The following is a 24,438-nucleotide window of genomic DNA, read 5'->3' as shown; positions in this document are numbered from 1 at the left end:
TCCAGTGCCGCAGGAAGAATTCCATGACGACAAACTCAGATCTACAAAAGGTGATAGGCTCGAACTCCGTGGTGCAGCGATCAAATTCCAGGTTTCCCAAGTCGTCTTCTACGACCAAACACATCTTCGTCACCGGTGGCGTGGCGTCCTCACTCGGTAAGGGACTGACAGCGTCAAGTCTCGGCCATCTGTTGAGGTCGCGCGGCATAGCGGTGACCATGCAAAAGCTCGATCCCTATCTCAATGTGGATCCGGGCACAATGAACCCCTTCCAGCACGGCGAAGTCTTCGTGACCGACGACGGTGCCGAGACTGACCTCGACATCGGACACTACGAGCGGTTCCTTGACGAGAGCCTCGACGGCTCCGCCAACGTCACGACGGGTCAGGTCTACTCCACCGTTATTGCCAAGGAACGCCGCGGCGAATACCTCGGTGACACGGTGCAGGTCATTCCGCACATCACCGACGAGATCAAGCGCCGGATGCGCCTGCCCTCCGAGGCGAAGAAGACCCCCGACGTCATCATCACCGAAATCGGCGGCACGGTTGGCGACATCGAGTCCCAGCCCTTCCTGGAGGCCGCACGCCAGGTGCGCCAGGACATCGGCCGCAACAACGTCTTCTTCCTGCATGTTTCCCTCGTGCCGTACATCGGCCCGTCCCAGGAACTGAAGACCAAGCCGACCCAGCACTCAGTAGCTGCCCTGCGGTCCATCGGTATCCAGCCGGACGCCATCGTCATCCGCTCCGACCGCCCGGTGCCGGACGCCATGCGCAACAAGATCGGCCGCATGTGCGACGTCGATGTTGATGCCGTGATCGGCTGCCCGGACGCCCCGAGCATCTACGACATCCCCAAGACCCTTCACTCCCAGGGCCTGGACGCGTACATCGTCCAGCACCTGGACCTGAAGTTCAAGGACGTCAACTGGACCAAGTGGGACAAGCTCCTCGAGGCTGTCCACAACCCCAGGCACCACGTGAACATTGCACTGGTCGGCAAGTACGTGGACCTGCCGGACGCCTACCTCTCTGTGACCGAAGCCCTGCGCGCCGGCGGCTTCGCCAATAAGACCAAGGTCAACATCCGGTGGGTTCCCTCCGATGAGTGCGCAACGCCCGAAGGCGCCGCAGAGGCCCTGGCCGACGTCGACGCCATCTGTGTTCCCGGCGGCTTCGGCATCCGCGGACTTGAAGGCAAGCTCGGAGCATTGACCTACGCCCGGGAAAACAAACTCCCCACGCTGGGCCTGTGCCTTGGTCTGCAGTGCATGGTCATCGAATACGCCCGCAATGTGGTTGGGCTGGAAGGCGCGTCCTCCTCGGAGTTCGAGCCGGACACCAAGTTCCCGGTCATTGCCACCATGGCGGAGCAGAAGCACATTGTCTCCGGTGAGGGTGACATGGGCGGCACCATGCGCCTGGGTCTGTGGGATGCCAAACTCGAAGAGGGTTCGGTTGTGGCCAAGACCTATGGCAAGACTGCAGTGGCCGAACGCCACCGCCACCGGTACGAGGTCAACAACCAGTACCGCGACCAGATCGCCGAGGCAGGCCTGTCCTTCTCCGGCACCACGGTTGACGGCGGACTGGTGGAGTTTGTTGAACTTCCGGCGGACGTGCACCCGTACTACGTCTCCACGCAGGCGCACCCGGAGCTCAGCTCCCGTCCCACGCGCCCGCACCCGCTCTTCGCCGGTCTGGTGAAGGCCGCTCTGGCACACCAGAACGGAAAGGGCTAACAACCCCATGAGCGAGACCAGAGGGTTCGCCGACGAACAAAGTCCCCGCCGCCTGCTGAGTTCCTCCGTGGAATATACCGGGCGGGTCTGGGACGTGGTCAGTGAGAAGTTCCAGCTGACCGCCGACGGCGAACCCCTGGTCCGCGATTACATCCGCCACCCGGGCGCGGTGGCCATCCTGGCCATGAACGACGCCGGCCAGGTGCTGCTGATTAACCAGTACCGGCACCCGGTGCGGATGACCCTTTGGGAAATCCCCGCCGGTCTGCTGGATATTGACGGCGAAGACTTCCAGGTGGGGGCAGCCCGGGAACTGGCCGAAGAAGCCGATATTGAAGCCAGCCAGTGGAATGTCCTCACGGACCTCTTCCTCTCGCCCGGCTCCTCCCGCGAGGCCCTGCGCATTTACCTGGCGCGCGGCATCACCGAGGTTCCCGAAGCGGACCGGCACGAGCGCACCCACGAGGAAGCGGAAATCCGCACCATGTGGGTGGACCTCGACGACGCCGTCCAGGCGGCGTTGGACGGCCGCCTCCACAGCCCCTCGGCCGTAGCCGGTGTCCTGGCCGCTGCGGCAGCCCGTCCCTCCGGTTTTGCGAACCTGCGCCCTGCCGATGCTCCCTGGCCGGAGCACCATTCCCAGCACTCCACCTGGCCGCAGGGCCCCGTTTCTTCTTAGGACACAGACTGCCATGCCCGCCTCCGATCTCCCTGCAGGCGGACACACTCCTGCGCCGGTACCAGCCGGCACTGCTTCGCCGTTCCAACCGCCGTCTGCTGCGCAGCTAAACGACACAGTCGTTTTCGACTTCTCCTCCATCAATGCCACACTGAAGCTGGACTCACCGGCCGAACTTCTGCGGGCGGCACTGGCCCAGGATAAGGCGGACGGCGAAGCCGCGGCGAAGGCAGCCGGAACCGCAACGGAGGCAAAGACTGCCGGCGGCACGGCTGCCGAAACAACACCACCGACTGCGAAGAACACCGCCGCACCCAAGAAAACTCCTGTTCCCAAGGGTCCGTCCGCCGCTGACGAACTGCGCACCACCGCCGTCGGCCGCGAGATTGGCGGCTACCTGCAGCACATGGCCGTGGAGCGCGGACTGGCCGTCAACACCCTGGATGCCTACCGCCGCGATTTGCTCCGCTATGCCCGTTTCCTGGCCTCCCGCGGGGTAGAGGACGTCGCCCGCATCTCGCGGCACGATGTCACTGCCTTCGCGCAGTCCATAGTCGAAGGCTCCGACGGCGCCTCCGCCCTGAGCGTCCGGTCGGCGGCACGCACCGTGGTTGCTGTCCGCGGGCTGCATAAGTTCTGGGCGCTGGAAGGGCTCACCACGGCGGACCCGGCGGCGGACGTGCATCCGCCGCTGCCAGGCAAGCGTCTGCCCAAGGCCATCAGCGTCAACGAAGTCACGCGGATCCTGGAGGCAGTTTCCACCGAAACGCCCACCGGGCTGCGCGACCGTGCCCTGCTGGAATTCCTCTACTCCACCGGAGCACGCATCAGCGAGGCCGTCGGCCTGGATATCGATGACTTGTCGCTGGAACGGATCCCGGCCAACGGTCCCGACGTCGTGCGGTTGTTCGGCAAAGGATCCAGGGAGCGTCTGGTGCCGCTGGGCTCCTACGCCGCCCGTGCCCTGGACGAGTATCTGGTCCGCGGCCGGCCCGCCGCATCAGTGAAGGGCAAGGGCACCCCCGCGCTGTTCCTGAACGCCCGCGGCGGCCGCCTCAGCCGGCAGAGTGCCTGGACCATTCTCAAGAACGCAGCGGAAAAGGCACAGATCGGCAGGGACGTTTCTCCGCACACTCTGCGGCACTCGTTCGCCACCCACCTGCTGGAAGGCGGGGCCGATGTCCGTGTGGTCCAGGAGTTGCTGGGGCACGCGTCGGTGACCACCACCCAGGTGTACACGCTGGTGACAGCCGAAACCCTGCGCGAGGTTTACGCCGCCGCGCACCCCAGGGCACTGTGAATGACGAGATGAACGACGCCGTGGACAATTCCGGGGCGGGCGGCAACGCTCCGGTACAACCTTCCCGGGCTGTGCCGGTGGTCCTGTGCTTCCTGATGCGCGACACCCCGGAGCACGGTGCCGAAGTGTTGATGGGCCTAAAGCAGACGGGTTTCGGCATCGGCCGGATCGTAACCCTTGGCGGCCACGTGGAAGAGGGGGAAACCCCTGCCCAGGCCGCGGTGCGCGAGGTGTTCGAGGAATCCGGTGTCACAGTGAATCAAGGAGACCTGGAACTCGCCGGAACAATCGAGTTCGTGTTCCCGGCCCGCCCGGAGTGGGACATGTCCACCATCGTCTACCGGACCCGGAGCTGGGTAGGGGAGCCGGCGCCGTCGCCGGAAATCATTCCCGCCTGGTATCCCGTGGGAGAAGTCCCTTATGCACAGATGTGGCCGGACTCGGCCCACTGGATGCCGGAGGTGCTCGCCGGACGGTACTTCGACGTCGTCGTCACCCTGGCGCAGGACAATGAGAGCGTTGCCGGCGTGGTCTTTTCCTGACCGCGTTGCACGGCTGGCGCATCAGGATGCCTCCGCGCGGATCTTCGCCGCGGAACCTTCGCTGACCTAGTCTTCGCTCCTGAACTCCACCGCCCAGCGGGCGTCCTGTTCGGATCCGACGGTGACCATGAGCCCGGCGTCGAACTCATAGGGTTGCACACCGCTGAAGGTCTGGACCTGCCCGCATTCTATGGTCTTGCGGGGCCCTCCGGTTATCGAGAGGGAGACGGTTCCGGTGTCGCAGAGGAAGCTCGCTGCTATCGGTCCTGAAACGATGGGATGGAATCTCAGGCTCGTCTCCTCGCCGGCGGAAACAGCGCCTCCGCCCATGCGGGTCTCCGTGAAGTCCCCGTCACCGCGTTCGGACGTGATCTCCTGCTGCAGCTGATAAACCTCATCGGCCCACGCATTTGCGGGCTCCGGCGTCGTCTGCGGCTCATCTGCACCGGTGCTGCAGGAGACAACGGAAACAGCGGCAGCAGTGAGAATCAAAGCCAGTGCAGGAATGCGCATCACGGTCTGTCCTTCCGGGTTAGCAGGAAGTGTATACGGACCGGAGAACCTCACTACGCAAGCGCCCGCTGCAGGAATCCCTGCAACGGGCGCTTGGCGTGCTGTCTTGTCGGCTGCTTAGCCTACGTGCCGTTCCTCAGCGCCGTCATAGGCGCTGAGCGGACGGATCAGGGAGTTGGCTTCCAGCTGCTCCATGATGTGCGCCGTCCACCCGGTGATCCGGGCGGCCACGAACAGCGGCGTGAAGGTGGGCGTGTCAAAACCCATCATGTGGTAAACCGGCCCGGCCGGATAATCCAGGTTCGGCAGGATGTTCTTCCGTTCACCCATGGCCGACTCCAGCGCCGCGTACAGCTCGCCCAGGTCCGCCCGGTCGTAATGCTTGACCATCTTGTCCATGGAGGCTTTCATGGTGGGCACGCGCGAGTCGCCGTTCTTGTACACGCGGTGGCCGAAGCCCATGATCTTCTTCTTCTCCGCCAGGGCGGTGTCCAGCCAGCCGGCGGCATGAGCCGCGACGTCGCCTTCCCCGGCACTGGCGGTGATCTCCTCGAACGTGTGCATCACGGCCTCATTGGCACCGCCGTGCAGCGGGCCCTTGAGTGCGCCGATCGCGCCGGTCACAGCCGAGTGCAGGTCCGAAAGCGTGGATGTGATCACGCGGCCGGTGAACGTGGAGGCATTGAAGGAGTGCTCCGCGTACAGGATCATCGAAACGTTGAACGCCTCCACGACCTCGGGAGCGGCTTCCTCGCCGAACGTCATCCAGAGGAAGTTCGCCGAATAGTCCAGGTCGTCGCGGGGCTCCACTACGTCCTGCCCGCGGCGGCGGCGCTGGTCATAGGCCACCACTGCAGGCATGGCAGCGAAAAGGCTCACGGACTTCTCCATGTTGGCCTGCACCGAGGAATCCTCGGCCAGCTCATGCGATGCACCCAGCACGGATGCCGCGGTGCGGCACACGTCCATGGGATGGCACGTGGTCGGCAGGGCATCGATGACGGCCTTCAGCTCCGGGGTGAGGGCGCGCTGCGCGCGCTCGCCCGAGGTGAACTCGGCCAGCTGATCCGCAGTGGGCAGCTCGCCGTTCCAGAGCAGGTAGGCAACCTCTTCGAAGCTGCAGTGGGCAGCCAGTTCCTGCACCGGATACCCGCGGTACAGCAGCGAGTTGGTTTCCGGGTTGACCTTGGAAATTTTGGTCGTGTCAACGAGGACACCCGCCAGTCCCTTGTGGATCTGATCATCTGACATTACGAAAGACTCCTTTGTCGCGGTGGTGTTGCGGGGGGATTCCGGCAGGAAAAAGCTAGTGCTTGCCCGGAATCTGGAAGTTGAAGACCGAGGTGTCGAAGTGGTTGTAGGCTTCATAATCCACCAGATCGTACAAACGTGCACGCGTCAGCATGTTGGGCACGTCATCCTGCTGGGTGCCCTTGGCCTTGATGGTCTCCAGCGTGCGTTCCGCGGCCCCCATGGCGCTGCGCAGCAGGGTCACCGGATAGATGACCATGTTCACGCCCACCGAGGCCAGCTCGTCGTAGCTGAACAGGTCGCTCTTGCCGAACTCGGTCATGTTGGCCAGGATCGGCACGTCCACGGCGTCGCGCATGGCGGCGAACTCTTCCAGCGTCTTCATGGCCTCGGGGAAGATGGCGTCCGCTCCGGCGTCCACGAGGGCACGGGCCCGGTCCTGCGCCGCTTCAAGGCCGTCGACGGCGCGGATGTCGGTGCGCGCCATGATCAGGAAGTTAGGATCGCGGCGTGCGTCCGCAGCGGCCCGGATCCGCTTGGTGGCGGTGTCCAGGTCCACGACGTTCTTGCCGTCCAGGTGGCCGCAGCGCTTCGGGTTGAACTGGTCTTCGATGTGGCAGCCCGCCAGGCCGGCGTTCTCGAGTTCCTGGATGGAGCGTGCCACGTTCATCGGCTCGCCAAAACCGGTGTCGGCATCCACGATGGCGGGCAGGTCCGTCATCCGGGCGATCTGCCCGGCGCGGGTGGCCACCTCGGTCAGGGTGGTCAGGCCGATGTCCGGCAGGCCGAGGTCATTGGCGAGGACCGCGCCGGAGATGTAGACGCCGTCGAAACCCTTTTCCTCGATCAGGCGGGCAGAGAGCGGGTTGAACGCTCCCGGGAACTGCTGGAGCGTGCCGGAAGCGAGGCCTTCGCGGAAGGCAATGCGCTTGGCTTCGGGAGTTACGGAGGAGTACAGCATTTAGAAGAGTCCCTTCGGGGCGTTGGCCGGGTCAATGACGCCCTCGGCTGCGGTGATGTTCAGCTGGTCCAGCTCGCCTGCAGCCAGTTCGGGCAGGCGCTGGACGGTGGTCAGGAACCGCTCAATCTCCTCTTCGGAGACCAGGCCGGCGGCCAGGGTGCGGAACTTGTTGATGTACTGTTCGCGGGCAAACGGCTTGGCGCCCAGCGGGTGCGCATCGGCGACGGCGATTTCGTCGGTGATCTCGGTGCCGTCGTTCAGGACGATGGTGACCTTGCCGCCGAACGCCTTTTCTTTGATGTCCAGCGAGTGGTAGCGGCGGGTCCATTCCGGATCCTCCACGGTGGTGACCTTGTTCCACAGCTCCACGGTGTCGGCGCGGCCGGCACGCTCGGGGGCGTAGGAGTCCACATGGTGCCAGGAGCCGTCCTGCAGGGCAACGGTGAAGATGTACGGAATCGAGTGGTCCAGGGTCTCGCGCGAGGCCGTGGGATCGTACTTCTGCGGATCGTTGGCGCCGGAGCCGATCACGTAGTGGGTGTGGTGCGAGGTGGCGATCAGCACGCTGGCTACCTGTGAGGCGTCGGCTGCCTCCGGGTGTTCACGGTGGATCTTACGGGCCAGGTCGATCCAGGCCTGGGCCTGGTACTCGGCGGAGTGTTCCTTGGTGTACGTGTCCAGGATGGCGCGCTTGGCTTCGCCGGCCTCGGGCAGCGGAACCTCGTAGGCGGCGTCGGGGCCGTCCAGCATCCAGGCGATGACACCGTCTTCACCCTCGTAGATCGGGGTGGGGGAGGTCTGTCCGCGCATGGCACGGTCCACGGCTTCAACGGCCATCTTGCCGGCAAACGCCGGAGCGTGCGCCTTCCAGGTGGAGATTTCGCCCTTGCGGGACTGCCGGGTGGCGGTGGTGGTGTGCAGTGCCTGGCCAACGGCCTGGAAGATGGTGTCGACGTCGAGGCCCAGCAGGGTGCCGATGCCGGCGGCTGCGGACGGGCCGAGGTGGGCTACGTGGTCGATCTTGTGCTTGTGCAGGCAGATGGCCTTGACCAGGTCCACCTGGATTTCGTAGCCGGTGGCAATGCCGCGGATCAGGTCGGCGCCGGAGGCACCGGTGTGCTGCGCGACGGCGAGCAGCGGCGGGATGTTGTCACCGGGGTGGGAGTACTCGGCAGCCAGGAAGGTGTCGTGGTAATCGAGTTCGCGAACGGCAACGCCGTTGGCCCAGGCGGCCCACTCCGGGGAGGTCTTCTGCTCGACGCCGAAGACGGCCGAGCCCTTGCCGTGGGCGGAGGGGGAGAAGGACAGCGCCTGGGCGCGGGCGGCGACGATGGGCCCGCGGTTCAGGGAAGCGATGGCCACCGAGGCGTTGTCGATGATGCGGTTGATGACCATGTCCGTGACCTCGTCAGTGACGGCAACGGGGTCAGCGGCGACCTCGGCGATCTTGTAGGCCAGCTGGTCTTCGCGGGCAAGGTTCTCATCGCTGCGGTGGACCCGCACTTTGTGGAGATTCATTATGTGTCCTTTCGGGGATGTTCTGGGAACGAATGTGGCGGAGCGTTTGTCGGTGATGCTGTCGTGAGGTGTTGGGGCGCCTGGAACGGCGCTTAGCCGGGCGGACCGGCAGCCGCAAGGAAGTGTTCCAGCGACTTGTGCAGGTGGACCGAGGTGGCGGCGGCAGCCAGCGCCGGATCCCGGGAGGCGATGGCGGCGGCAATGGTGGCATGTTCGCCGGCGGTGGCGAGCAGCCGTTCAGGATTGTCCTTGGCCAGCCGCCGGACCCGGGCCAGGTGCAGCCGAACATTGGCAAGAGCCTGGGCAAGGTAGGCGTTGGCAGCGGCGGTATCAATGGCCTCATCCAGCCGGGCCACCAGGGCGTAGTAGGCCGAGCGGGACGGATCCTGCCCGGTTTCCTGCACAATGAGGTCCGCTGCCTGCTCGAAGTCCCGGCGCAGGGCGGTGAAGAGCTCGGGTTCTCCGCGGGTGGCGGCGAGCGAGGCCGCCTTGCATTCCAGCGCCTGGCGGAGCTCGAACAGCTCGGTGACGGTCTCGGGTGAAATCTTCGTGACGACGACGCCGCGGCCGTTGTGCGGTGCGGCCAGACCGTCTGCTGTCAGCCGGCTCAGTGCTTCGCGCAGCGGCGTGCGGGAAATTCCCAGGCGCTGAGACTGCTCAACTTCGCCCAGGACAGTTCCCGGCAGGAGCCTGCCGGTCACGATGTCTTCGCGGAGCGCCCGGTAGGCGCGGTCGCTTGCCCTCATTGGCGCTCCTTTACGCGTGTGGCCAGCCGGCGGGACTGGACTGTTCCGAATGTGATGTACCTCATCAGTGTATACACAAGATCGGGTTCCTGGTGCAAAAACTGCTAGCTGGCCTGACTTCGCTTTGTGTCATGTATACACAGCTCAGTTGGTGCCGGGCGTCCACCTGCCCTAGGGTGATCGGTATCACATTGCGAATCGAGGAGGATTCATGAGCTCTGGCCTGGATGCAGGAAACGAAGCACCGAACACCGCAGCCGGTTCAGCCGCAGGGGGCGCGGACGGCGGCTACGCATCGTCCTACGCGCGCAGCCTCAGCGATCCTGAAGCCTTTTGGCTGGAAGCCGCGTCGCTGGTGGAATGGGACACCGCCCCGCAACGGGCCCTGGACGAGTCGGGTGCTCCGCTGTACCGCTGGTTCCCGGACGGCCACCTCAATACCAGCTACAACGCCCTTGACCGTCATGTGGCCGCCGGCAGGGGAAACGCTGATGCCCTGATCTATGACTCGGCGATGCTCGGTACTACCCGCACCTATACCTACAGCCAGCTCCTGGCCGAGGTTGAGACCTTCGCGGGTGTGCTCCGCGGGCTCGGAGTGGAGGCAGGGGACCGGGTCATCATCTATCTGCCCATGATTCCGCAGGCCGTGATCGCCATGCTCGCCGCAGCCCGGCTGGGAGCCATCCATTCAGTGGTCTTTGGCGGCTTTGCCCCGAAGGAGCTGGCGGCCCGCATCGACGATGCCCGGCCCGCCGTCGTCGTTACGGCCAGCGGCGGAGTGGAGCCCAAACGTACGGTGGAATACCTGCCCAACGTGGCTGACGCGCTCGACGCTGCGACCCACCGGGTCAACCACGTGGTGGTTGCCGAACGCGACGGGTTTAGCCACACCGCTCAGGAGTACGACGGCGCCCACGGCACCGCCTGGCATGACTGGGACGCGCTCGCTGCCGTTGCTTCCCCCGCAGGTCCGGTCTCCGTGGCTGCGACGGATCCGCTCTACATCCTGTACACGTCGGGCACCACCGGCGCACCCAAGGGGGTTGTCCGTGACAACGGTTCCCACGCCGTCGCACTGGCCTGGTCCATGCGCAACATTTACGACATCGGTCCAGGCCAGGTGATGTGGACCGCCTCGGACGTGGGCTGGGTGGTGGGGCACTCCTACATTGTGTACGCGCCGCTGATCGCCGGGGCCACCACCGTTCTTTATGAGGGCAAACCGGTGGGTACGCCGGACGCCGGGGCCTTCTGGCGCGTGGCGGACCAGCACCGGGTGGATGTCCTGTTCACGGCCCCCACTGCGCTGCGGGCGATCCGCAAGGCAGACCCGGATGCCGCCCTGATGGCCGATTACGATCTCTCCCGGTTGCGGACCCTGTTTGTTGCGGGGGAGCGGCTGGACCCGGAGACCTTCACCTGGGCCGGGCGCGCACTGGACGTTCCGGTGGTGGACCACTGGTGGCAGACCGAGACCGGCTGGGCAATCTGCGCCAACCCACTGGGGCTGGAGCAGCTGCCGATCAAAGCCGGCTCCGCGACGGTTCCGGTGCCCGGGTTTTCCCTGGCGATTGTGGACGGCAACGGCGCGGAGGTTCCGGCCGGCGAGGAGGGCAACATCGTGCTGCGGCTGCCGCTGCCGCCGGGAACGCTCACCACGCTGTGGGGCAGCGATGACCGGTTCCGGTCCTCCTACTTGGAAATCTTCGAGGGCAGCTACACCACCGGAGACTCCGGCTACGTGGATGAGGACGGCTACGTGTTCATCATGGGCCGCACCGACGATGTCATCAACGTCTCCGGACATCGGCTGTCCACCGGCGCGATGGAGCAGATCGTGGCCACGCATCCCGCGGTCGCCGAGTGTGCCGTGATCGGGGTGGCTGATTCTCTGAAGGGGCAGCGGCCGTGCGGCTATGTGGTGCTGAAGGCCGGCTCTGACATTGGCGTGGAGGAGCTGCGCACGGACCTGGTGAAGCTGGTGCGCCAGTCCATCGGGCCGGTGGCGGACTTCAAGGACGTTCAGGTGGTCGAGGCACTGCCCAAGACCCGTTCGGGCAAGATCCTGCGCAAGACCATGCGCCAGATCGCCGACGGCGATGCCTATACAGTGCCGTCCACCATTGAAGATCCGGGGGTTATCGATACCCTGCTGCCCCTGCTGCGGCCCGGTGTTGAGCTGGGATGACCGGGATACGCGGAGCCGGGCGCTTATGTCCTCCTATGCGGTGGGAATCCAGTAGCGGCGCTTGCCGTGGCGGATGTCTTCCAGGATGCCGCCGTTCTTCTCGATGGTTGCCCGGGACGCGTCGTTGTCTTCATCGCAGGTGACCAGGACCGGAGAAATTCCCAGTTGGCGGGCGATAGGCAACGCGTTCTTCAGCGCCCGGGCGGCGTGGCCGCGGCGCCGTGCCGACGGTCGCACGCTATAGCCAATGTGTCCGCCTTCGTTAAGGAGGAAGTCGTTCAGCTCATGTCGGATGGCCAGGGAGCCGATCACGGTTTCATCGTCGACGAGCCACAGGTAGGTGCAGGGGACATACCCGGGCTTCCGGGCAGTTTCAGGCAGGGCCTCGGCATGGAGTTCGGCCACGAACCGTCGGAAAGAGCCGGAATCCCTCAGGTCTTCGAGCGGCCAGTCCTCTCCGCCTGCACCGTCCCGGTGGGCGCCGTCGAACTCGGCTGCGCACTCGAGCCAAGAGGAGTGGAATGTTTCGTCGGGAAGCACAAGAGTAGCCATCCGGAGAGGGTAACGGACCGTGCCCCGGCCTTCCCTGCACCACGCCGCCGGTCCGAATCCTGACAACAACGCCCCGCCCCTTGCCGGGTTCACCGCCGCCAGTGATACTCCAGCTCCGGACGGCCGCGCGTGCCGTAGCGCGGGTTCCGCGCTACGGCACGCTGCTCGTCCAGATGCTCGAGGTAACGCCGGACCGTTATCCGGGACATGGCCAGTGCCTCCGAGACTTCGCTGGCAGACATCGGTATCCGTGCGTTCTTCAGCAGTTCGGAGACCGTTGCCAGAGTTTCGGGGGACAGTCCCTTGGGTAGTGCGGACGACACCTTGGGCCGCAGTGCCGCCAGCGCACGGTCCACTTCGGACTGAGTGGCGGAAGTTCCCTGTCCCGCCAAGTTGAGATGGTATTCCCGGTAGGAGGCCAGCTTGGCGCTGAAGGCGGAGAAGGTGAAAGGCTTGATCAGGTACTGCGCAATCCCGGCGGACATGGCGCTGCGGACGACGGCGACATCCCGCACTGCGGTAATCGCAATGACGTCGGCGGGCACGCCCGCACCGCGGATCCGGCGCAGGACGTCCAAGCCGTGCAGGTCCGGAAGGTTCATGTCCAGCAGGATGAGGTCCACGGCGGGTTTCGGGTTTTCAGTGCCGTCTCCGCGCTTCCCGGCGTCATAGACGGAACCGCTGCGGGAGGTGGCTGAGGCGTTGAGAAAGGTAATGGCCTCCGTACCCGTGTGCACGACGCCGGCCAGCGAGAATCCGGGGGTGCGGCGCACATACTCGGCGTGGGCCTGCGCAACAATGCCTTCATCTTCCACCACAAGCACGGTGATGTCCCGCTCAGCATTCACTGGGGACCCCCACTGAGAGTCAGGGGGAGGGAGACAGGCAGGGGAATCAGCACAGTGAAACGTGCACCGAGGCCCGGTTGCCCACCCGGATCAAGATGCAGTGAGCCGCCCAGACGCAGCACTGCCTGGCGGACCAGGGGAAGTCCAATGCCCCGGCCGGTGCCTCCGGTACCGGAGGGAAGCAGCTCCTTGGGATCCTTGGTGCTGAAGCCCTGATGAAAGATCTGCTCGGTAGACGGCTCCGGAATGCCGGGTCCGTTGTCCCGCACGCCAATCTCAAAAACGGGCCTGCCGCCGCCGTCCTCAACCATCGCAAACCGCGCGGTCACCATCGGATCCGGGGTGTCGGCCACGGCATCAAACGCATTGTCGATCAGGTTGCCCACTATCGTGACCAGATCTCCCGGATCCAAGTCCAGGGCAGCGGCTCTCCCGGGGTGCGCGTCTTTGAGGTCGATCTGCAGGCCGATGCCGCGCTCGCGGGCCTGGGCGGCCTTGCCGGTGAGCAGTGCCGCCAGCGCGGGCTCGCCCACGGAGGCGACGACGTCGTCGGCCAGCTGCTGGGACTGCTCCAGATCGCGGGTGGCGAATTCGAGTGCATCAGCGGGACGATTGAGCTCAATCAGGGAGACCAGCGTGTGCAGGCGGTTGGCGTGCTCGTGCGCCTGAGCCTGGAGCGCTTCGGTCAGGGTGTGCATGGACTGCAGTTCTCCGGTCATTGCGGCTATGTCGGTGTGGTCCCGCAGGGTGGTTACGGTTCCGATGCGTGCCCTGCGCGGGTCCCGTGCCGCTGTCCGGCTGCCGGCGGCGCCGATGAGCCGGATGCGGCTGTTCGCGGATTTTGGGGTCATGACCGGCGACTGGTTCACGACCAGGATGCGGTCGCTGGCGAAGTGGAATTCATCTTCTGCTGTCCGGCCTTCGCAGAGCAGATCGGCCAGCGGTCCCGGCAGGCCCAACTCGCGGGGGCCCGTGGGCCGGCTGCCGCCGTCGGCCGGGAGTCCCAGCAGTTCTGCAGCCCGGTCGTTGTAGAGCACGAGTTCGCCGTCATTGTTGAGCAGCACCAGACCTTCACGCAGGGAATGCAGGGCGGAATCATGGAACGCGAACATGCTCAGTAGTTCATCCGGCCGCCGGTCCCGGGTGGTGCGGCGAAGATACCGGGATAACAGGTACGAGGCGAGCGTTCCGCACGCGAGGGCGCCCAGGGAGATGAGGAACACGGCAGGCAGCTCGGCGTTGCGCGCTATGGCAACGCGGTCAACGGTAATGCCGGCGGCCACCAGCGCCTTGACTTCCCCCTCCGCGCCGAAGACGGGAACGATGGCGCGGACTGACGGCCCCAGCGTGCCGGTATAGATTTCGGTGAAGGACTGGCCGGCGAGGGCATGCTCCACCGATCCCACATACGGTTTGCCGATCTCGTCGTCATTACGGTGCGTGTACCGGGTCCTGTCCGGAGCCATGATGGTGAGGAAATCGATATGGGCAGCACTCATGACGGCACGGGCATAGGGCTGCAAAGTCCTGTCCGGCGTTTCGGCGGTCACCGCTTCCAGGACATAGGGATCGGCCGCAACGGTTCCGGCCACCGCCAGCATCGTCTCTGCGGACTCTTCGAAGCTGTGCTGTTCAGTTTGATGAAAGAGCGCCAGGGACAGCCCTGCTGACAGGCACACAAGAAACGCCAGCTGTCCTATAAGCAGCCGGCTGGCCAGGCTCCATTTCCGCAATGATCTTCTTTCCCGCTCATTTTGCTGGCTGCCGCCCGATACCGGGAACTGTTCCCGGCCGAGAACAGTATGACCACAACCGTGACAGTCATCACAGCGCCGGTTGACGATGTGTACGAATGACTTGTTCCCGGCGATTCCCGTACGGCTCCGCATCTGGCGGAGAACCGCAGTCTCGGTGCCGCTGAGGGATACATCAGAAACCAAGCCTAGGAGCAGTACACATGGCATCTGCCACTATTCCCCGCGGCGCCGGCTCACCGAAGAGCCCGCGCAAGAAGGACAGAACACACTTTTTGTACATTGCCGTAATTCTTGCGGTGGTTCTCGGTGCCACTTTGGGGCTTGTGCAGCCTGAATTCGCCAAGGAGCTGAAGCCGGTTGGTACCGCCTTCATCGGCCTGATCAAGATGATGATCGCACCGGTCATCTTCTGCACAATTGTCCTCGGCATTGGCTCGATCGCCAAAGCAGCCACGGTCGGCAAAGTCGGCGGCCTGGCTCTGGGCTATTTCATTGTCATGTCCACCTTCGCGCTGGCCATCGGTCTTGTGGTTGGAAACCTGATCCACCCGGGCGAGGGCCTGAACATTGCCGCAGGTGCCGAAAATGCACCGAAGGTTGCTGAAGACGCAGAAGGCATGGCGGGCTTCATCCTGAGCATCATCCCCACCACGCTGCTGTCCTCGCTGACCGGTGAGAGCATTCTGCAGACCCTGTTCGTTGCCCTGCTTGTCGGGTTCGCCCTGCAGAAGATGGGTTCCACCGGAGCCCCGATCCTCACCCTGATCGGACAGATCCAGAAACTGGTCTTCCGCATCCTGGGCATGATCATGTGGCTCGCACCCATCGGCGCCTTCGGTGCCATTGCCGCCGTCGTTGGCGAAACCGGCGTTGAAGCCATCAAGAGCATGGCGGTGCTGATGATCGCCTTCTACATCACCTGTGCCCTGTTCATTGCCGTGATCCTGGGCGGCGTGCTGAAGCTCTGCACCGGCGTGAACATCTTCAAGCTCATGCGCTACCTGGGGCGGGAATACCTGCTCATCTTCTCCACCTCATCCTCCGAGGTGGCGCTGCCCCGCCTGATCGCCAAGATGGAGCACCTCGGCATTTCCAAGCCGGTGGTCGGCGTGACCGTACCCACCGGTTACTCGTTCAACCTGGACGGCACTGCCATCTACCTCACCATGTCCGCCCTGTTCGTGGCCTCTGCCATGAACATGCCGCTGGAACTGGGTGAGCAGATTTCCCTGCTGGTCTTCATGATCATCGCTTCCAAGGGTGCTGCCGGTGTCACCGGCGCCGGCCTGGCCACACTGGCCGGCGGCCTGCAGTCTCACCGCCCCGACCTGGTGGAGGGCGTGGGCCTGATCGTCGGCATCGACCGCTTCATGTCCGAGGCACGCGCGCTGACCAACTTCACCGGCAACGCAGTCGCCACGGTCCTGATCGGTACCTGGACCAAGGAAATCGACAAAGAGCAGGTCAATGCGGTGCTGAACCGCGAACGTCCGTTCGATGAATCAACCATGGACGACGCCCATGAGGAGCCGCAGGTTCCGGAACCCGAGCTGGAAACCACGGCAGCCCGCTAAGGCTTACGCCGGGTTCATCCAACGCCGCACCGCAACACCGAGGGGCGCTTCCGCAACAGCGGGAGCGCCCCTCGGCGTTCCGGCTGGGCCGTTTCCTCCGTGGAACGGAGGCTTGTCGTGCTCCATCGGCACGTCGGGTTCCTTCGTGCACCTCACGGGTTTTGCCGAAATTCTCTGTGCAGATAACGGGCTCATTCCGGGCAAAAACCCGCTTTTGGGCCCGTCATCTGTACGAAGGTTTTGCGAGGGAAGGTTTTAGGCCCGTTAGCTGCACGAAGGATCCGCAGCGAGAGCGAATGCCCCCTTTATCTGCACGAAAGATTCGCGGCGGAAGATTTTGGGACCGTCATGCACGAGGGTCGAGAGCCCGGGAGCCCGGAACTTCACTCGCAAACGGCGGCCCGAAGCCAACGTTCTACCTCTAGTTGAGAGTCAAGGCTCGCGGGCGTTCCACCGCGCCGATTCGCGGTATAGGTGTTGCACGGCTGTAATCTTGACAGGGACAGCCCGCAGGACAGCTAGAGACGGAAGCGTGGATTATTACGTGAGCAGCGATCAGAGTTCAACAACTCTGCAGGACGCAACACAGGACGCAGCCGAGTCCGTGATGGGGCCGACAGGCCGCCCGCTGACGGAATTCCCTGAACCTCCGGTGCTCACTTCCCACGGACCGGCCCGGATCATCGCGATGGTGAACCAAAAGGGCGGCGTGGGTAAGACCACGTCCACCATCAACCTGGGTGCCGCGCTGGCTGAAGCCGGCCGCAAGGTCCTGCTGGTGGACTTCGATCCGCAGGGTGCTCTGTCTGCCGGGCTCGGCACCAACCCGCACGAGCTGGACCTCACCGTCTACAACGTTCTGATGGACCGCAAGGTGGACATCCGCGAGGCCATCCATGAGACCGGCATCGAGAACATTGACCTGCTGCCCGCCAACATCGACCTGTCTGCCGCCGAAGTGCAGCTGGTGAACGAAGTGGCCCGCGAGCAGGTCCTGGAGCGGGCACTGCGCAAGGTTTCGGACGACTACGACGTCATCCTCATCGACTGCCAGCCCTCCCTGGGACTGCTGACCGTCAACGCGCTGACCGCCGCACACGGCGTCATCATCCCGCTGATCTGTGAATTCTTCGCCCTCCGTGCCGTCGCACTGCTCGTGGAAACCATCGAGAAGGTCCAGGACCGGCTGAACCCGGGACTGCAGATCGACGGCGTGCTGGCCACCATGTACGACGCACGGACCCTCCACAGCCGCGAAGTTATCTCCCGGCTGGTGGAGGCCTTCGGCGACAAAGTCTTCGAGACCGTCATCAAGCGGACCATCAAGTTTGCCGATGCCACCGTGGCCGCAGAGCCGATCACCAGCTACGCAGGCACGCACCCCGGTGCCGACTCCTACCGCCGCCTCGCCAAGGAACTGATTTCCCGCGGCGGCGCCCCCTAACTGCGATGGCAGCAGGCACTGTGGATTCCGCGGCCAAGGAATCCGAATCCCCGCCCGTCCGCGGCTTCCGGGTCCGGCTGGAGAATTTCACCGGCCCCTTCGACGTACTCCTGAGCCTTATTTCCAAGCACGAACTGGACATCACCGAGGTTGCCCTCGCCGATGTCACCGATGACTTCATTGGCTACATCAGGGCTCTGGGAAACGCCGAGCAGGCGTGGGCACTGGATGAAGCCAGTGAATTCCTGGTGATTGCCGCCACCCTGCTGGATCTGAAGGCGGCCCGCCTGCTGCCGGCCGGAGACGTTGAGGACGCCGAAGACGTGGCCCTGCTGGAGGCACGGGACCTGCTTTTCGCCCGGCTCCTGCAGTACCGCGCCTTCAAGGAAATTGCCGGCATCCTGGATGCCCGTCTGCAGGACGAAGCTGAGCGTTTTCCGCGCCGGGCAACCCTCGAACCGCAGTTTGCGGCCATGCTTCCGGAACTGATCTGGCGGACCGGCCCGCAGGACTTCGCCGCTCTGGCCGCCAAAGCCCTTACCCCGCGGGCGGCCAAACCCACCGCTGTGGGGCTGACCCACCTGCACGCCCCCAAGGTCAGCGTGCGCGAGCAGGCGGACATTATTGCCCGCCGGCTCATCGCGGCGGGCAAACTGACGTTTGCGGCGCTGGTGGACGACGCCGGCAGCTCCGTGGCGGTAGCCCGGTTCCTGGCGCTGCTGGAATTGTTCCGGGACGGCGCTGTTTCCTTCGAGCAGCCGGATCCGCTGGGTGAACTATCGATCAGCTGGTCGGCGGCCCCCGGAGCCTGGCCGGCTGTTAAGGACGCAGGCAGGGGCGGATCTATCAAGAACACTGACACTCATGACATCTCTTTGGAGGAACATGCCGCAGGACCCGTTGGCGCAGCCCGACTCTGCTGACCCTGCCCCGGAACCCGCCGACCTCCGGGCAGCGGTCGAAGCGGTCCTGATGGTGGTGGATGAACCGGTCACCCCCGCAGAGCTCGCCGAGGTGCTGGAGGTCCCGGTGCCGGCGGTGCAGGACATCCTCGCGGAACTGCAGCGCGAGTATGACGGTTATACTGGGGGAGGACCCGGTGGCACAGTACGTAGTTTTACTTCAATACGAGGTTTTGAACTGCGGGATGTGGCCGGCGGCTGGCGGATCTACTCCCGCGCCGAGTTTGCACCCGTGGTCTCGAAGTTCGTCCTGGGCGGCCAGAGTGCTCGTCTGACTCAGGCTGCACTGGAAACCCTGGCAGTGATTGCCTACCGGCAACCTGTCTCCAGGGCGCGGGTATCTGCCATCCGGGGTGTCAACGTGGACTCCGTTGTGCGGACCCTGGTCCAGCGCGGACTCATCGACGATGCCGGAGTGGAACCCGAGACCGGCTCAATGATGTACCGGACCACGCCGTACTTCCTGGAACGGCTGGGACTTGGCGACCTCAACGAACTTCCGCGGCTTGCACCGCACCTGCCCGGGCTGGAAAACCTGGCTGAATTTGAAGACACTACTTACTAACCGCTACACCCGAAGGACTTTTTATGACACAGGCACCCCGCTCCGGATCAGGCCGTAACAACCCGCGAGGCGGCGGCGGAGCTGCCGGCGGCAAATCCTTCGGCAAGGGCTCCAAGCCTGCCGGCTCCCGCACCGGCGGCCGTGCCGCCGCCAAGCGCGACCCCGGCATGAGCGCCGGCGAATTCCGCGCCAACGGCTACCGCCCCCGCGAGGAGTCCGCTGAAAGCCGCCCCGAAAAGTTCCGGTCAGCAGCCTCACGCGCCTTTGACGGCAAGGGTGCAGGTGCTCCCAGGGGCTCAGGCGCCTCCAAGCCCGGTGCCGGCCAGTTCAAGCCCGAAGGCTACAAGGCCGGGGCCGCAAAGTCGGCCAAGCCGTACGGCAGCAAGGGCGGCGCCTCCCGCACCGGCGGCCCGCAGTCAGGCCAGCGCAAGAGCGGAGACCGCGCGTTCCGCAACGAGCGTTTCGGGCAGAACCTTGGTGTGGTCAAGCGCACCACCACCCGCCGCCCGGCCAAGCCCGTCATCTCCGACCACCACGATCCCGAGGGCATCCGCCTGCAGAAGGTCATGGCCCAGGCAGGCGTGGCTTCGCGCCGTGTCTGTGAGGACATGATCCGTGAAGGCCGCGTAGAGGTCGACGGCGAAGTTGTCACCGAGGTTGGCGTCCGCGTTGATCCCGCACAGGTGGCCATCCACGTGGACGGCATGCGCCTGCAGCTGGACGAACACCTGAAGTACTACGTCTTCAACAAGCCCAGCGGCGTGGTCTGCACCATGGACGACCCCGAGGGCCGCCCGTGCATCAGTGACTTCCTCAAGAGCACCAACAAGCACGAACGCCTGTTCCATGTGGGCCGCCTGGACACCAACACCGAGGGCCTGCTGCTGCTGACGAACGACGGCGAGCTCGCCAACCGCCTCACCCACCCGTCCTATGAAGTGCCCAAGACCTACCTGGTCCAGGTCCGCGGGCCGATGGCCCACGGTGTCGGCGCCCAGATGCGCGAAGGCCTGGACCTCGAGGACGGCTTCGCCCAGGTGGACTCCTTCAAGCTGGTTGACTCCACACCGGGCCACCTCCTCGTCGAGGTTGTCCTGCACTCGGGCCGCAACCGCATTGTCCGCCGTATGTTTGAGGCTGTCGGACACCCGGTCGAGCGTCTGGTCCGCACCCAGGTTGGCCCGATCCGCGTGGGCGACCAGCGCCAGGGCAGCATCCGCGTGCTCGGCCGCACGGAAGTTGGCCACCTGCTCGCCTCTGTAGGCCTCTAGGCAGTGGGCGCGGCACAGGGATCAGCCACGCACCTGTCCGGTCCCGTCCTGGTGATTGGAACCGGTCTGCTCGGGACCAGCATCGGGCTGGGCCTGCGCGGGCAGGGCATTGACGTTGCGTTGTCCGACATTTCGCCGTCGACAGCGGCCGTGGCACGGGACATCGGTGCCGGCCGGCTGCTGGAGACGGTGGAAGAAGGCTTTGCCCCTGAGCTGGTTGTGGTCGCCGCGCCGCCGGACGTCACTGCAGCGCTTGCCGTGCAGGCGCTGAAGGACTGGCCCGACGCCGTCGTCGCCGACATTGCCAGCGTCAAGGGTGCAGTGCTGGCGGATCTGCGCGCCTCCGGCGCTGACCTGACCCGCTACGTGGGCACCCATCCGATGGCGGGCCGGGAGAAGTCCGGGCCCGTTGCCGCGCTGGGGGAGCTGTTCACCTCCATGCCGTGGGTCATCTGCGCGTCGCCGGAAAGCTCTCCGCAGGCGGTCAAGTGCGCGGAGGCCCTCGCGATCGATCTCGGCGCCGTGGTCTCACGGATGAGTGCCGCGGACCATGACCAGTCCGTGGCGCTGATTTCGCACCTGCCGCAGGTCATGTCCTCCCTGGTGGCCAGCCGGCTCCAGGACACGCCGGCACAGGCCATGGCACTGGCCGGCAACGGCCTGCGGGACGTGACCCGGATTGCCGCCAGCGATCCCAAGCTGTGGGTGCAGATCCTCTCCGGCAACGCTCCCCGGCTGGTGGAAATTCTCTACGGCGTCCGCGAAGATTTGAACCGGCTCATCTCCACGCTGGAGGATCCGGTGGCGGACGGCGCCCGCCTGGACATGGCGCAGCTGATCTCGGAGGGCAACACCGGGCAGGCCCGGATTCCGGGCAAGCACGGTGCTCCGCCGCAGTCCTTCGTGTCCTTCACCGTCCTGGTGGATGACACGCCGGGACAGATTGCCCAGCTGCTGACCGAGATCGGCGAAATTGGCGTGAACCTGGAAGACCTGCGGCTGGAGCATTCCTCCGGCCAGCAGGTGGGACGGGCGGAGATTTCCGTCCTGCCCAGCCGGGTGCACAGCCTGGTAAATGAACTAAGCGCCCGCGGGTGGAAGGTAGTGCAGTGACTGTAGAACGCAATCCGGCAGAGTTCCGGCTGGGAAAACCGCTCGTGGTGGCCATCGACGGCCCGTCCGGATCAGGAAAATCCAGCATCAGCCGTGAAGCGGCCCGCCGGCTTCGCGCCGCCTACCTGGACACCGGGGCCATGTACCGGGCTGTGACGCTGTACTGCATGGAAGCCGGCATCGACCTCGATGACGCTGCGGCAGTCGAAGCCGCCGCACGTGCCGCGGACATTGAACTCAGCACGTCCCCGGACGCCGAGTTTGTCCGCGTCAGCGGCCGTGACGTTACCGACGCCATCCGCGAACCCATCGTCTCCTCCTCGGTCAGCGCGGTGGCCACCACCCTGGGTGCGCGCGCCGAGCTGGTCCGCCGCCAGCAGCAGCTGATCAAGGACTCGGGGCTGCGCATCGTCGCCGAAGGCCGGGACATCACCACCGTCGTCGCACCCCTTGCGGAAGTGCGGATCCTGCTCACCGCGTCCGAGGAAGCCCGCCTGCGCCGGCGCGGCGTCCAGCTGGGCGGAACCCAGAGCGCCGCGCAGCTCAAGGAACAGGTGATCACCCGCGACGCCAAGGACTCCACGGTGGTCAATTTCCAGCAGGCGGCCGACGGCGTGGTCACCATCGATTCCTCGGATCTGGACTTTGAAGAGACTGTCCAGGCGGTGCTGGACGTGGTGTACGCCAGCACCCACTAGGGTCAGGACCACACCACCGGCGGCAGCGCAATGGCAGTGCACCGGCAGGGCTCAAATGCCCTGCCGGCGCCGCGCGTGTTTCAATGGACTGGTGGAACTGCGGTGTTATCACCCGCGGAACCCCACACAAACTTACCGGGCTGAACGTCCGGAGACGGCCTGCTTGCAGTGCTGCAGACCTCAACGGAAAGAAAGCAAAAATGACGAACTCCTCATACTCCGGCGCTGCCGGCGACGAGACTGGCCAGGACGAATACGTTCCGGCCGGAGAGGACCAGGTAAACGAACGCCTGGCCAGCATGGACGATGCCGAGACCGAACTGCGTGCCGAAACGCTGCGCGCCGGCCTGTCCGACTACGAACTTGACGAAGAAGACGCCGCGCTGCTCGCCGGCGGCTTCGAAGAATACGACGAAGACGCCCCGCTGCGCCAGGATCCCGTCGTCGCCATTGTGGGCCGCCCCAACGTGGGCAAGTCCACGCTGGTGAACCGCATCCTGGGCCGCCGTGAAGCCGTCGTCGAAGATACCCCCGGTGTGACCCGTGACCGCGTGTCCTACCCGGCCACATGGAACGGTGTTAACTTCACCCTCGTGGACACCGGCGGCTGGGAGCACGACGCCCGCGGCATCCATGCCCGTGTGGCCGGGCAGGCCGAGGTCGCTGTCGACGTCGCCGACGCCGTACTGCTGGTGGTTGATGCAACAGTGGGCATCACCGCCACCGACGAAGCCGTGGTGCGCATGCTCCGCGGCAAGGGCAAGCCCGTCGTCGTCGTGGCCAACAAGGTGGATGACATCCAGAATGAAGCCGACGCAGCGCAGCTGTGGGGCCTTGGCTTCGGTGAGCCGTACCCCGTGTCGGCCCTGCACGGCCGCGGCACCGCGGACATGCTGGACGCCATGATGGAGGTCCTGCCGGAATACTCGGCATACGGCGGACTGGACAAGTCCGGCGGCCCCCGCCGCATCGCCCTGATCGGCCGCCCGAACGTGGGCAAGTCCTCGCTGCTGAACAAGCTGGCCGGCAGCGAGCGTGTGGTGGTCGATGACACGGCCGGCACCACCCGCGACCCGGTCGATGAGCTCATTGAACTCGGCGGGCGCACCTGGCGCTTCGTGGACACCGCAGGTATCCGCCGCCGCCAGCACATGGCACAGGGTGCTGACTTCTACGCTTCCCTGCGTACCCAGTCCGCGCTGGAAAAGGCCGAGGTTGCCGTCGTGCTCCTGGCAGTGGACGAAGTCCTCAGCGAACAGGATGTGCGCATCCTGCAGCTGGCCATCGAGTCCGGCCGTGCCCTGGTGCTGGCCTTCAACAAGTGGGACCTGCTGGACGACGAACGCCGCCGCTACCTGCAGATCGAGATCGAGCGCGACCTGGCCCACGTGGAGTGGGCTCCGCACGTGAACATCTCGGCCATGACCGGCTGGCACAAGGATAAGCTCGTCCCCGCTCTGGACAAGGCCCTGGAGAGCTGGGACAAGCGCATCCCCACCGGCAAGCTCAACGCCTTCCTTGGCGAGCTGGTAGCAGCGCATCCGCACCCGGTGCGCGGCGGCAAGCAGCCCCGCATTCTCTTTGGCACGCAGGCTTCTTCGCGCCCGCCCAAGTTTGTGCTCTTCACCACCGGATTCCTGGATCCGGGCTACCGCCGCTTCATCACCCGCCGCCTGCGGGAAACGTTCGGTTTCGAGGGAACTCCCATCGAGGTCAACATGCGCGTGCGTGAAAAGCGCGGCAAGAACCGCTAGCACTTCGGGCCCCGGACGCCGCTGCGGCGTCCGGGGCTTTCCCGATTGGGGAAAAGCACCAATCATGGGGTAGAGTATTCGAGTTGCTTCGGCCGGAAACATTCCGGCAGAACAGCGGGTTGTGGCGCAGCTTGGTAGCGCACCTGACTGGGGGTCAGGGGGTCGCAGGTTCAAATCCTGTCAACCCGACCGAATGTCCCGGAGACTTAAGGGTTTCCGGGACTTTTTGGTTAAGGGATTCGATTGTGTCATCACTACGCCCATCACTTTCACCCTTCGGATCCGCTGAGCTGGCACTGTCGTCCGAGATGCGGAGTGGGGTTTCGGTTCCCTCGATCATCCGGGCTCGTAGTGCGCACCTTCCGGAGATGAGCATTCACGATGACAACCAATCTTCTCCTCCCACCAATGAATGGGGCGTGGAGCCACTGATAGGCGTCCACGCGCTGGGGCC

21 protein-coding genes and 1 tRNA gene are annotated in these 24,438 nt (G+C 65.0%); 14 read left to right on the top strand and 8 right to left on the bottom strand.

The window, feature by feature from the left end; all coding sequences use genetic code 11:
* Positions 1–50 precede the first annotated feature (50 nt).
* The 4 genes from CXR00_RS12380 to CXR00_RS12365 all read left to right on the top strand — a co-directional run bounded on the left by CXR00_RS12380 (position 51) and on the right by CXR00_RS12365 (position 4,266).
* A complete protein-coding gene (locus CXR00_RS12380) occupies positions 51–1,745 on the top strand; it encodes a CTP synthase (protein WP_104054758.1) in 1,695 nt (564 codons plus the stop codon).
* 7 nt (positions 1,746–1,752) lie between these two features.
* Positions 1,753–2,424 carry an NUDIX hydrolase gene (locus tag CXR00_RS12375; protein WP_104054757.1) on the top strand — a complete coding sequence of 224 codons (672 nt, stop codon included), beginning with the start codon at positions 1,753–1,755 and terminating at the stop codon, positions 2,422–2,424.
* Between the two features lie 358 nt (positions 2,425–2,782).
* The gene (xerD, locus tag CXR00_RS12370; protein WP_104054893.1) at positions 2,783–3,724 is read left to right on the top strand and encodes a site-specific tyrosine recombinase XerD; all 942 of its coding nucleotides are present in this window, start codon (positions 2,783–2,785) and stop codon (positions 3,722–3,724) included.
* Positions 3,721–4,266 (top strand): 8-oxo-dGTP diphosphatase, encoded by a 546-nt coding sequence (locus CXR00_RS12365; RefSeq protein WP_308470499.1) that lies wholly within the window; start codon positions 3,721–3,723, stop codon positions 4,264–4,266. Before xerD ends, CXR00_RS12365 begins: the two co-directional genes overlap by 4 nt.
* 66 nt (positions 4,267–4,332) lie before the next feature.
* Here CXR00_RS12365 and CXR00_RS12360 read toward each other — a convergent pair whose 3' ends face one another.
* The 5 genes from CXR00_RS12360 to CXR00_RS12340 form a co-directional block, all read right to left on the bottom strand.
* On the bottom strand, positions 4,333–4,782 hold the full coding sequence (locus CXR00_RS12360; RefSeq protein WP_146068496.1) for a hypothetical protein: 450 nt from the start codon (positions 4,780–4,782) through the stop codon (positions 4,333–4,335).
* Positions 4,783–4,896: 114 nt separating this feature from the next.
* Entirely contained in the window at positions 4,897–6,030 is a 1,134-nt protein-coding gene (locus CXR00_RS12355) for a bifunctional 2-methylcitrate synthase/citrate synthase (RefSeq protein ID WP_104054754.1), read from the bottom strand.
* A 55-nt stretch (positions 6,031–6,085) separates the two neighbouring features.
* Positions 6,086–6,991 carry a methylisocitrate lyase gene (gene prpB / locus CXR00_RS12350; protein WP_104054753.1) on the bottom strand — a complete coding sequence of 302 codons (906 nt, stop codon included), beginning with the start codon at positions 6,989–6,991 and terminating at the stop codon, positions 6,086–6,088.
* A complete protein-coding gene (locus CXR00_RS12345; protein WP_181032550.1) occupies positions 6,992–8,512 on the bottom strand; it encodes an MmgE/PrpD family protein in 1,521 nt (506 codons plus the stop codon).
* A gap of 89 nt (positions 8,513–8,601) precedes the next feature.
* A complete protein-coding gene (locus tag CXR00_RS12340) occupies positions 8,602–9,255 on the bottom strand; it encodes a GntR family transcriptional regulator (protein ID WP_104054751.1) in 654 nt (217 codons plus the stop codon).
* A 211-nt stretch (positions 9,256–9,466) separates the two neighbouring features.
* On the opposite strand from CXR00_RS12340, the gene CXR00_RS12335 reads away from it, so the two are divergent.
* Positions 9,467–11,446 carry an AMP-binding protein gene (locus CXR00_RS12335; protein ID WP_104054750.1) on the top strand — a complete coding sequence of 660 codons (1,980 nt, stop codon included), beginning with the start codon at positions 9,467–9,469 and terminating at the stop codon, positions 11,444–11,446.
* Between the two features lie 33 nt (positions 11,447–11,479).
* Here the strand turns inward: CXR00_RS12335 and CXR00_RS12330 are convergent, their stop codons facing one another.
* From CXR00_RS12330 to CXR00_RS12320, 3 genes are all read right to left on the bottom strand, one after another.
* Positions 11,480–11,998: a GNAT family N-acetyltransferase gene (locus CXR00_RS12330; protein ID WP_104054749.1), complete on the bottom strand. Its 519-nt coding sequence runs from the start codon at positions 11,996–11,998 to the stop codon at positions 11,480–11,482.
* 89 nt (positions 11,999–12,087) lie between these two features.
* Entirely contained in the window at positions 12,088–12,846 is a 759-nt protein-coding gene (locus CXR00_RS12325; protein WP_104054748.1) for a response regulator, read from the bottom strand.
* A complete protein-coding gene (locus tag CXR00_RS12320; RefSeq protein WP_104054747.1) occupies positions 12,843–14,579 on the bottom strand; it encodes an ATP-binding protein in 1,737 nt (578 codons plus the stop codon). The genes CXR00_RS12325 and CXR00_RS12320 overlap by 4 nt, the downstream gene beginning before the upstream one ends.
* 224 nt (positions 14,580–14,803) lie before the next feature.
* Here CXR00_RS12320 and CXR00_RS12315 point away from each other — a divergent pair, with 224 nt between their 5' ends.
* From CXR00_RS12315 to CXR00_RS12275, 9 genes are all read left to right on the top strand, one after another.
* Positions 14,804–16,177, top strand: coding sequence for a cation:dicarboxylase symporter family transporter (locus CXR00_RS12315; protein ID WP_104054746.1), 1,374 nt, complete (start codon positions 14,804–14,806; stop codon positions 16,175–16,177).
* Between the two features lie 544 nt (positions 16,178–16,721).
* Positions 16,722–17,621: an AAA family ATPase gene (locus CXR00_RS12310; RefSeq protein WP_104054892.1), complete on the top strand. Its 900-nt coding sequence runs from the start codon at positions 16,722–16,724 to the stop codon at positions 17,619–17,621.
* Between the two features lie 5 nt (positions 17,622–17,626).
* Complete coding sequence (locus CXR00_RS12305; RefSeq protein ID WP_104054745.1) at positions 17,627–18,544, top strand: ScpA family protein; 918 nt, start codon at positions 17,627–17,629, stop codon at positions 18,542–18,544.
* Positions 18,507–19,148 (top strand): SMC-Scp complex subunit ScpB, encoded by a 642-nt coding sequence (gene scpB, locus CXR00_RS12300; protein WP_104054744.1) that lies wholly within the window; start codon positions 18,507–18,509, stop codon positions 19,146–19,148. The genes CXR00_RS12305 and scpB overlap by 38 nt, the downstream gene beginning before the upstream one ends.
* A gap of 23 nt (positions 19,149–19,171) precedes the next feature.
* On the top strand, positions 19,172–20,419 hold the full coding sequence (locus CXR00_RS12295) for a pseudouridine synthase (protein ID WP_104054743.1): 1,248 nt from the start codon (positions 19,172–19,174) through the stop codon (positions 20,417–20,419).
* A 3-nt stretch (positions 20,420–20,422) separates the two neighbouring features.
* Positions 20,423–21,532 carry a prephenate dehydrogenase gene (locus tag CXR00_RS12290; RefSeq protein ID WP_258060412.1) on the top strand — a complete coding sequence of 370 codons (1,110 nt, stop codon included), beginning with the start codon at positions 20,423–20,425 and terminating at the stop codon, positions 21,530–21,532.
* Positions 21,529–22,230 (top strand): (d)CMP kinase, encoded by a 702-nt coding sequence (gene cmk / locus CXR00_RS12285; RefSeq protein WP_104054742.1) that lies wholly within the window; start codon positions 21,529–21,531, stop codon positions 22,228–22,230. The genes CXR00_RS12290 and cmk overlap by 4 nt, the downstream gene beginning before the upstream one ends.
* Positions 22,231–22,430: 200 nt before the next feature.
* A complete protein-coding gene (gene der, locus CXR00_RS12280; RefSeq protein WP_104054741.1) occupies positions 22,431–23,984 on the top strand; it encodes a ribosome biogenesis GTPase Der in 1,554 nt (517 codons plus the stop codon).
* Positions 23,985–24,099: 115 nt separating this feature from the next.
* Positions 24,100–24,173: transfer RNA gene (locus CXR00_RS12275), tRNA-Pro, on the top strand.
* Positions 24,174–24,438 lie beyond the last annotated feature (265 nt).

The organism is Arthrobacter sp. 9E16 (assembly GCF_002929435.1).
GTDB lineage: Bacteria > Actinomycetota > Actinomycetes > Actinomycetales > Micrococcaceae > Arthrobacter_B > Arthrobacter_B sunyaminii.
This window is presented reverse-complemented; position numbering and strand designations above follow the sequence as displayed.

Excerpts from the sequence above, each read along its gene's own strand:
- CXR00_RS12315 (WP_104054746.1), top strand. The coding sequence starts at position 14,804 with ATGGCATCTGCCACTATTCCCCGCGGCGCCGGCTCACCGAAGAGCCCG.
- CXR00_RS12340 (WP_104054751.1), bottom strand. The coding sequence starts at position 9,255 with ATGAGGGCAAGCGACCGCGCCTACCGGGCGCTCCGCGAAGACATCGTG.
- CXR00_RS12305 (WP_104054745.1), top strand. The coding sequence starts at position 17,627 with ATGGCAGCAGGCACTGTGGATTCCGCGGCCAAGGAATCCGAATCCCCG.
- CXR00_RS12330 (WP_104054749.1), bottom strand. The coding sequence starts at position 11,998 with ATGGCTACTCTTGTGCTTCCCGACGAAACATTCCACTCCTCTTGGCTC.
- CXR00_RS12375 (WP_104054757.1), top strand. The coding sequence starts at position 1,753 with ATGAGCGAGACCAGAGGGTTCGCCGACGAACAAAGTCCCCGCCGCCTG.
- der (WP_104054741.1), top strand. The coding sequence starts at position 22,431 with ATGACGAACTCCTCATACTCCGGCGCTGCCGGCGACGAGACTGGCCAG.
- prpB (WP_104054753.1), bottom strand. The coding sequence starts at position 6,991 with ATGCTGTACTCCTCCGTAACTCCCGAAGCCAAGCGCATTGCCTTCCGC.
- CXR00_RS12355 (WP_104054754.1), bottom strand. The coding sequence starts at position 6,030 with ATGTCAGATGATCAGATCCACAAGGGACTGGCGGGTGTCCTCGTTGAC.
- scpB (WP_104054744.1), top strand. The coding sequence starts at position 18,507 with ATGCCGCAGGACCCGTTGGCGCAGCCCGACTCTGCTGACCCTGCCCCG.
- CXR00_RS12335 (WP_104054750.1), top strand. The coding sequence starts at position 9,467 with ATGAGCTCTGGCCTGGATGCAGGAAACGAAGCACCGAACACCGCAGCC.
- CXR00_RS12295 (WP_104054743.1), top strand. The coding sequence starts at position 19,172 with ATGACACAGGCACCCCGCTCCGGATCAGGCCGTAACAACCCGCGAGGC.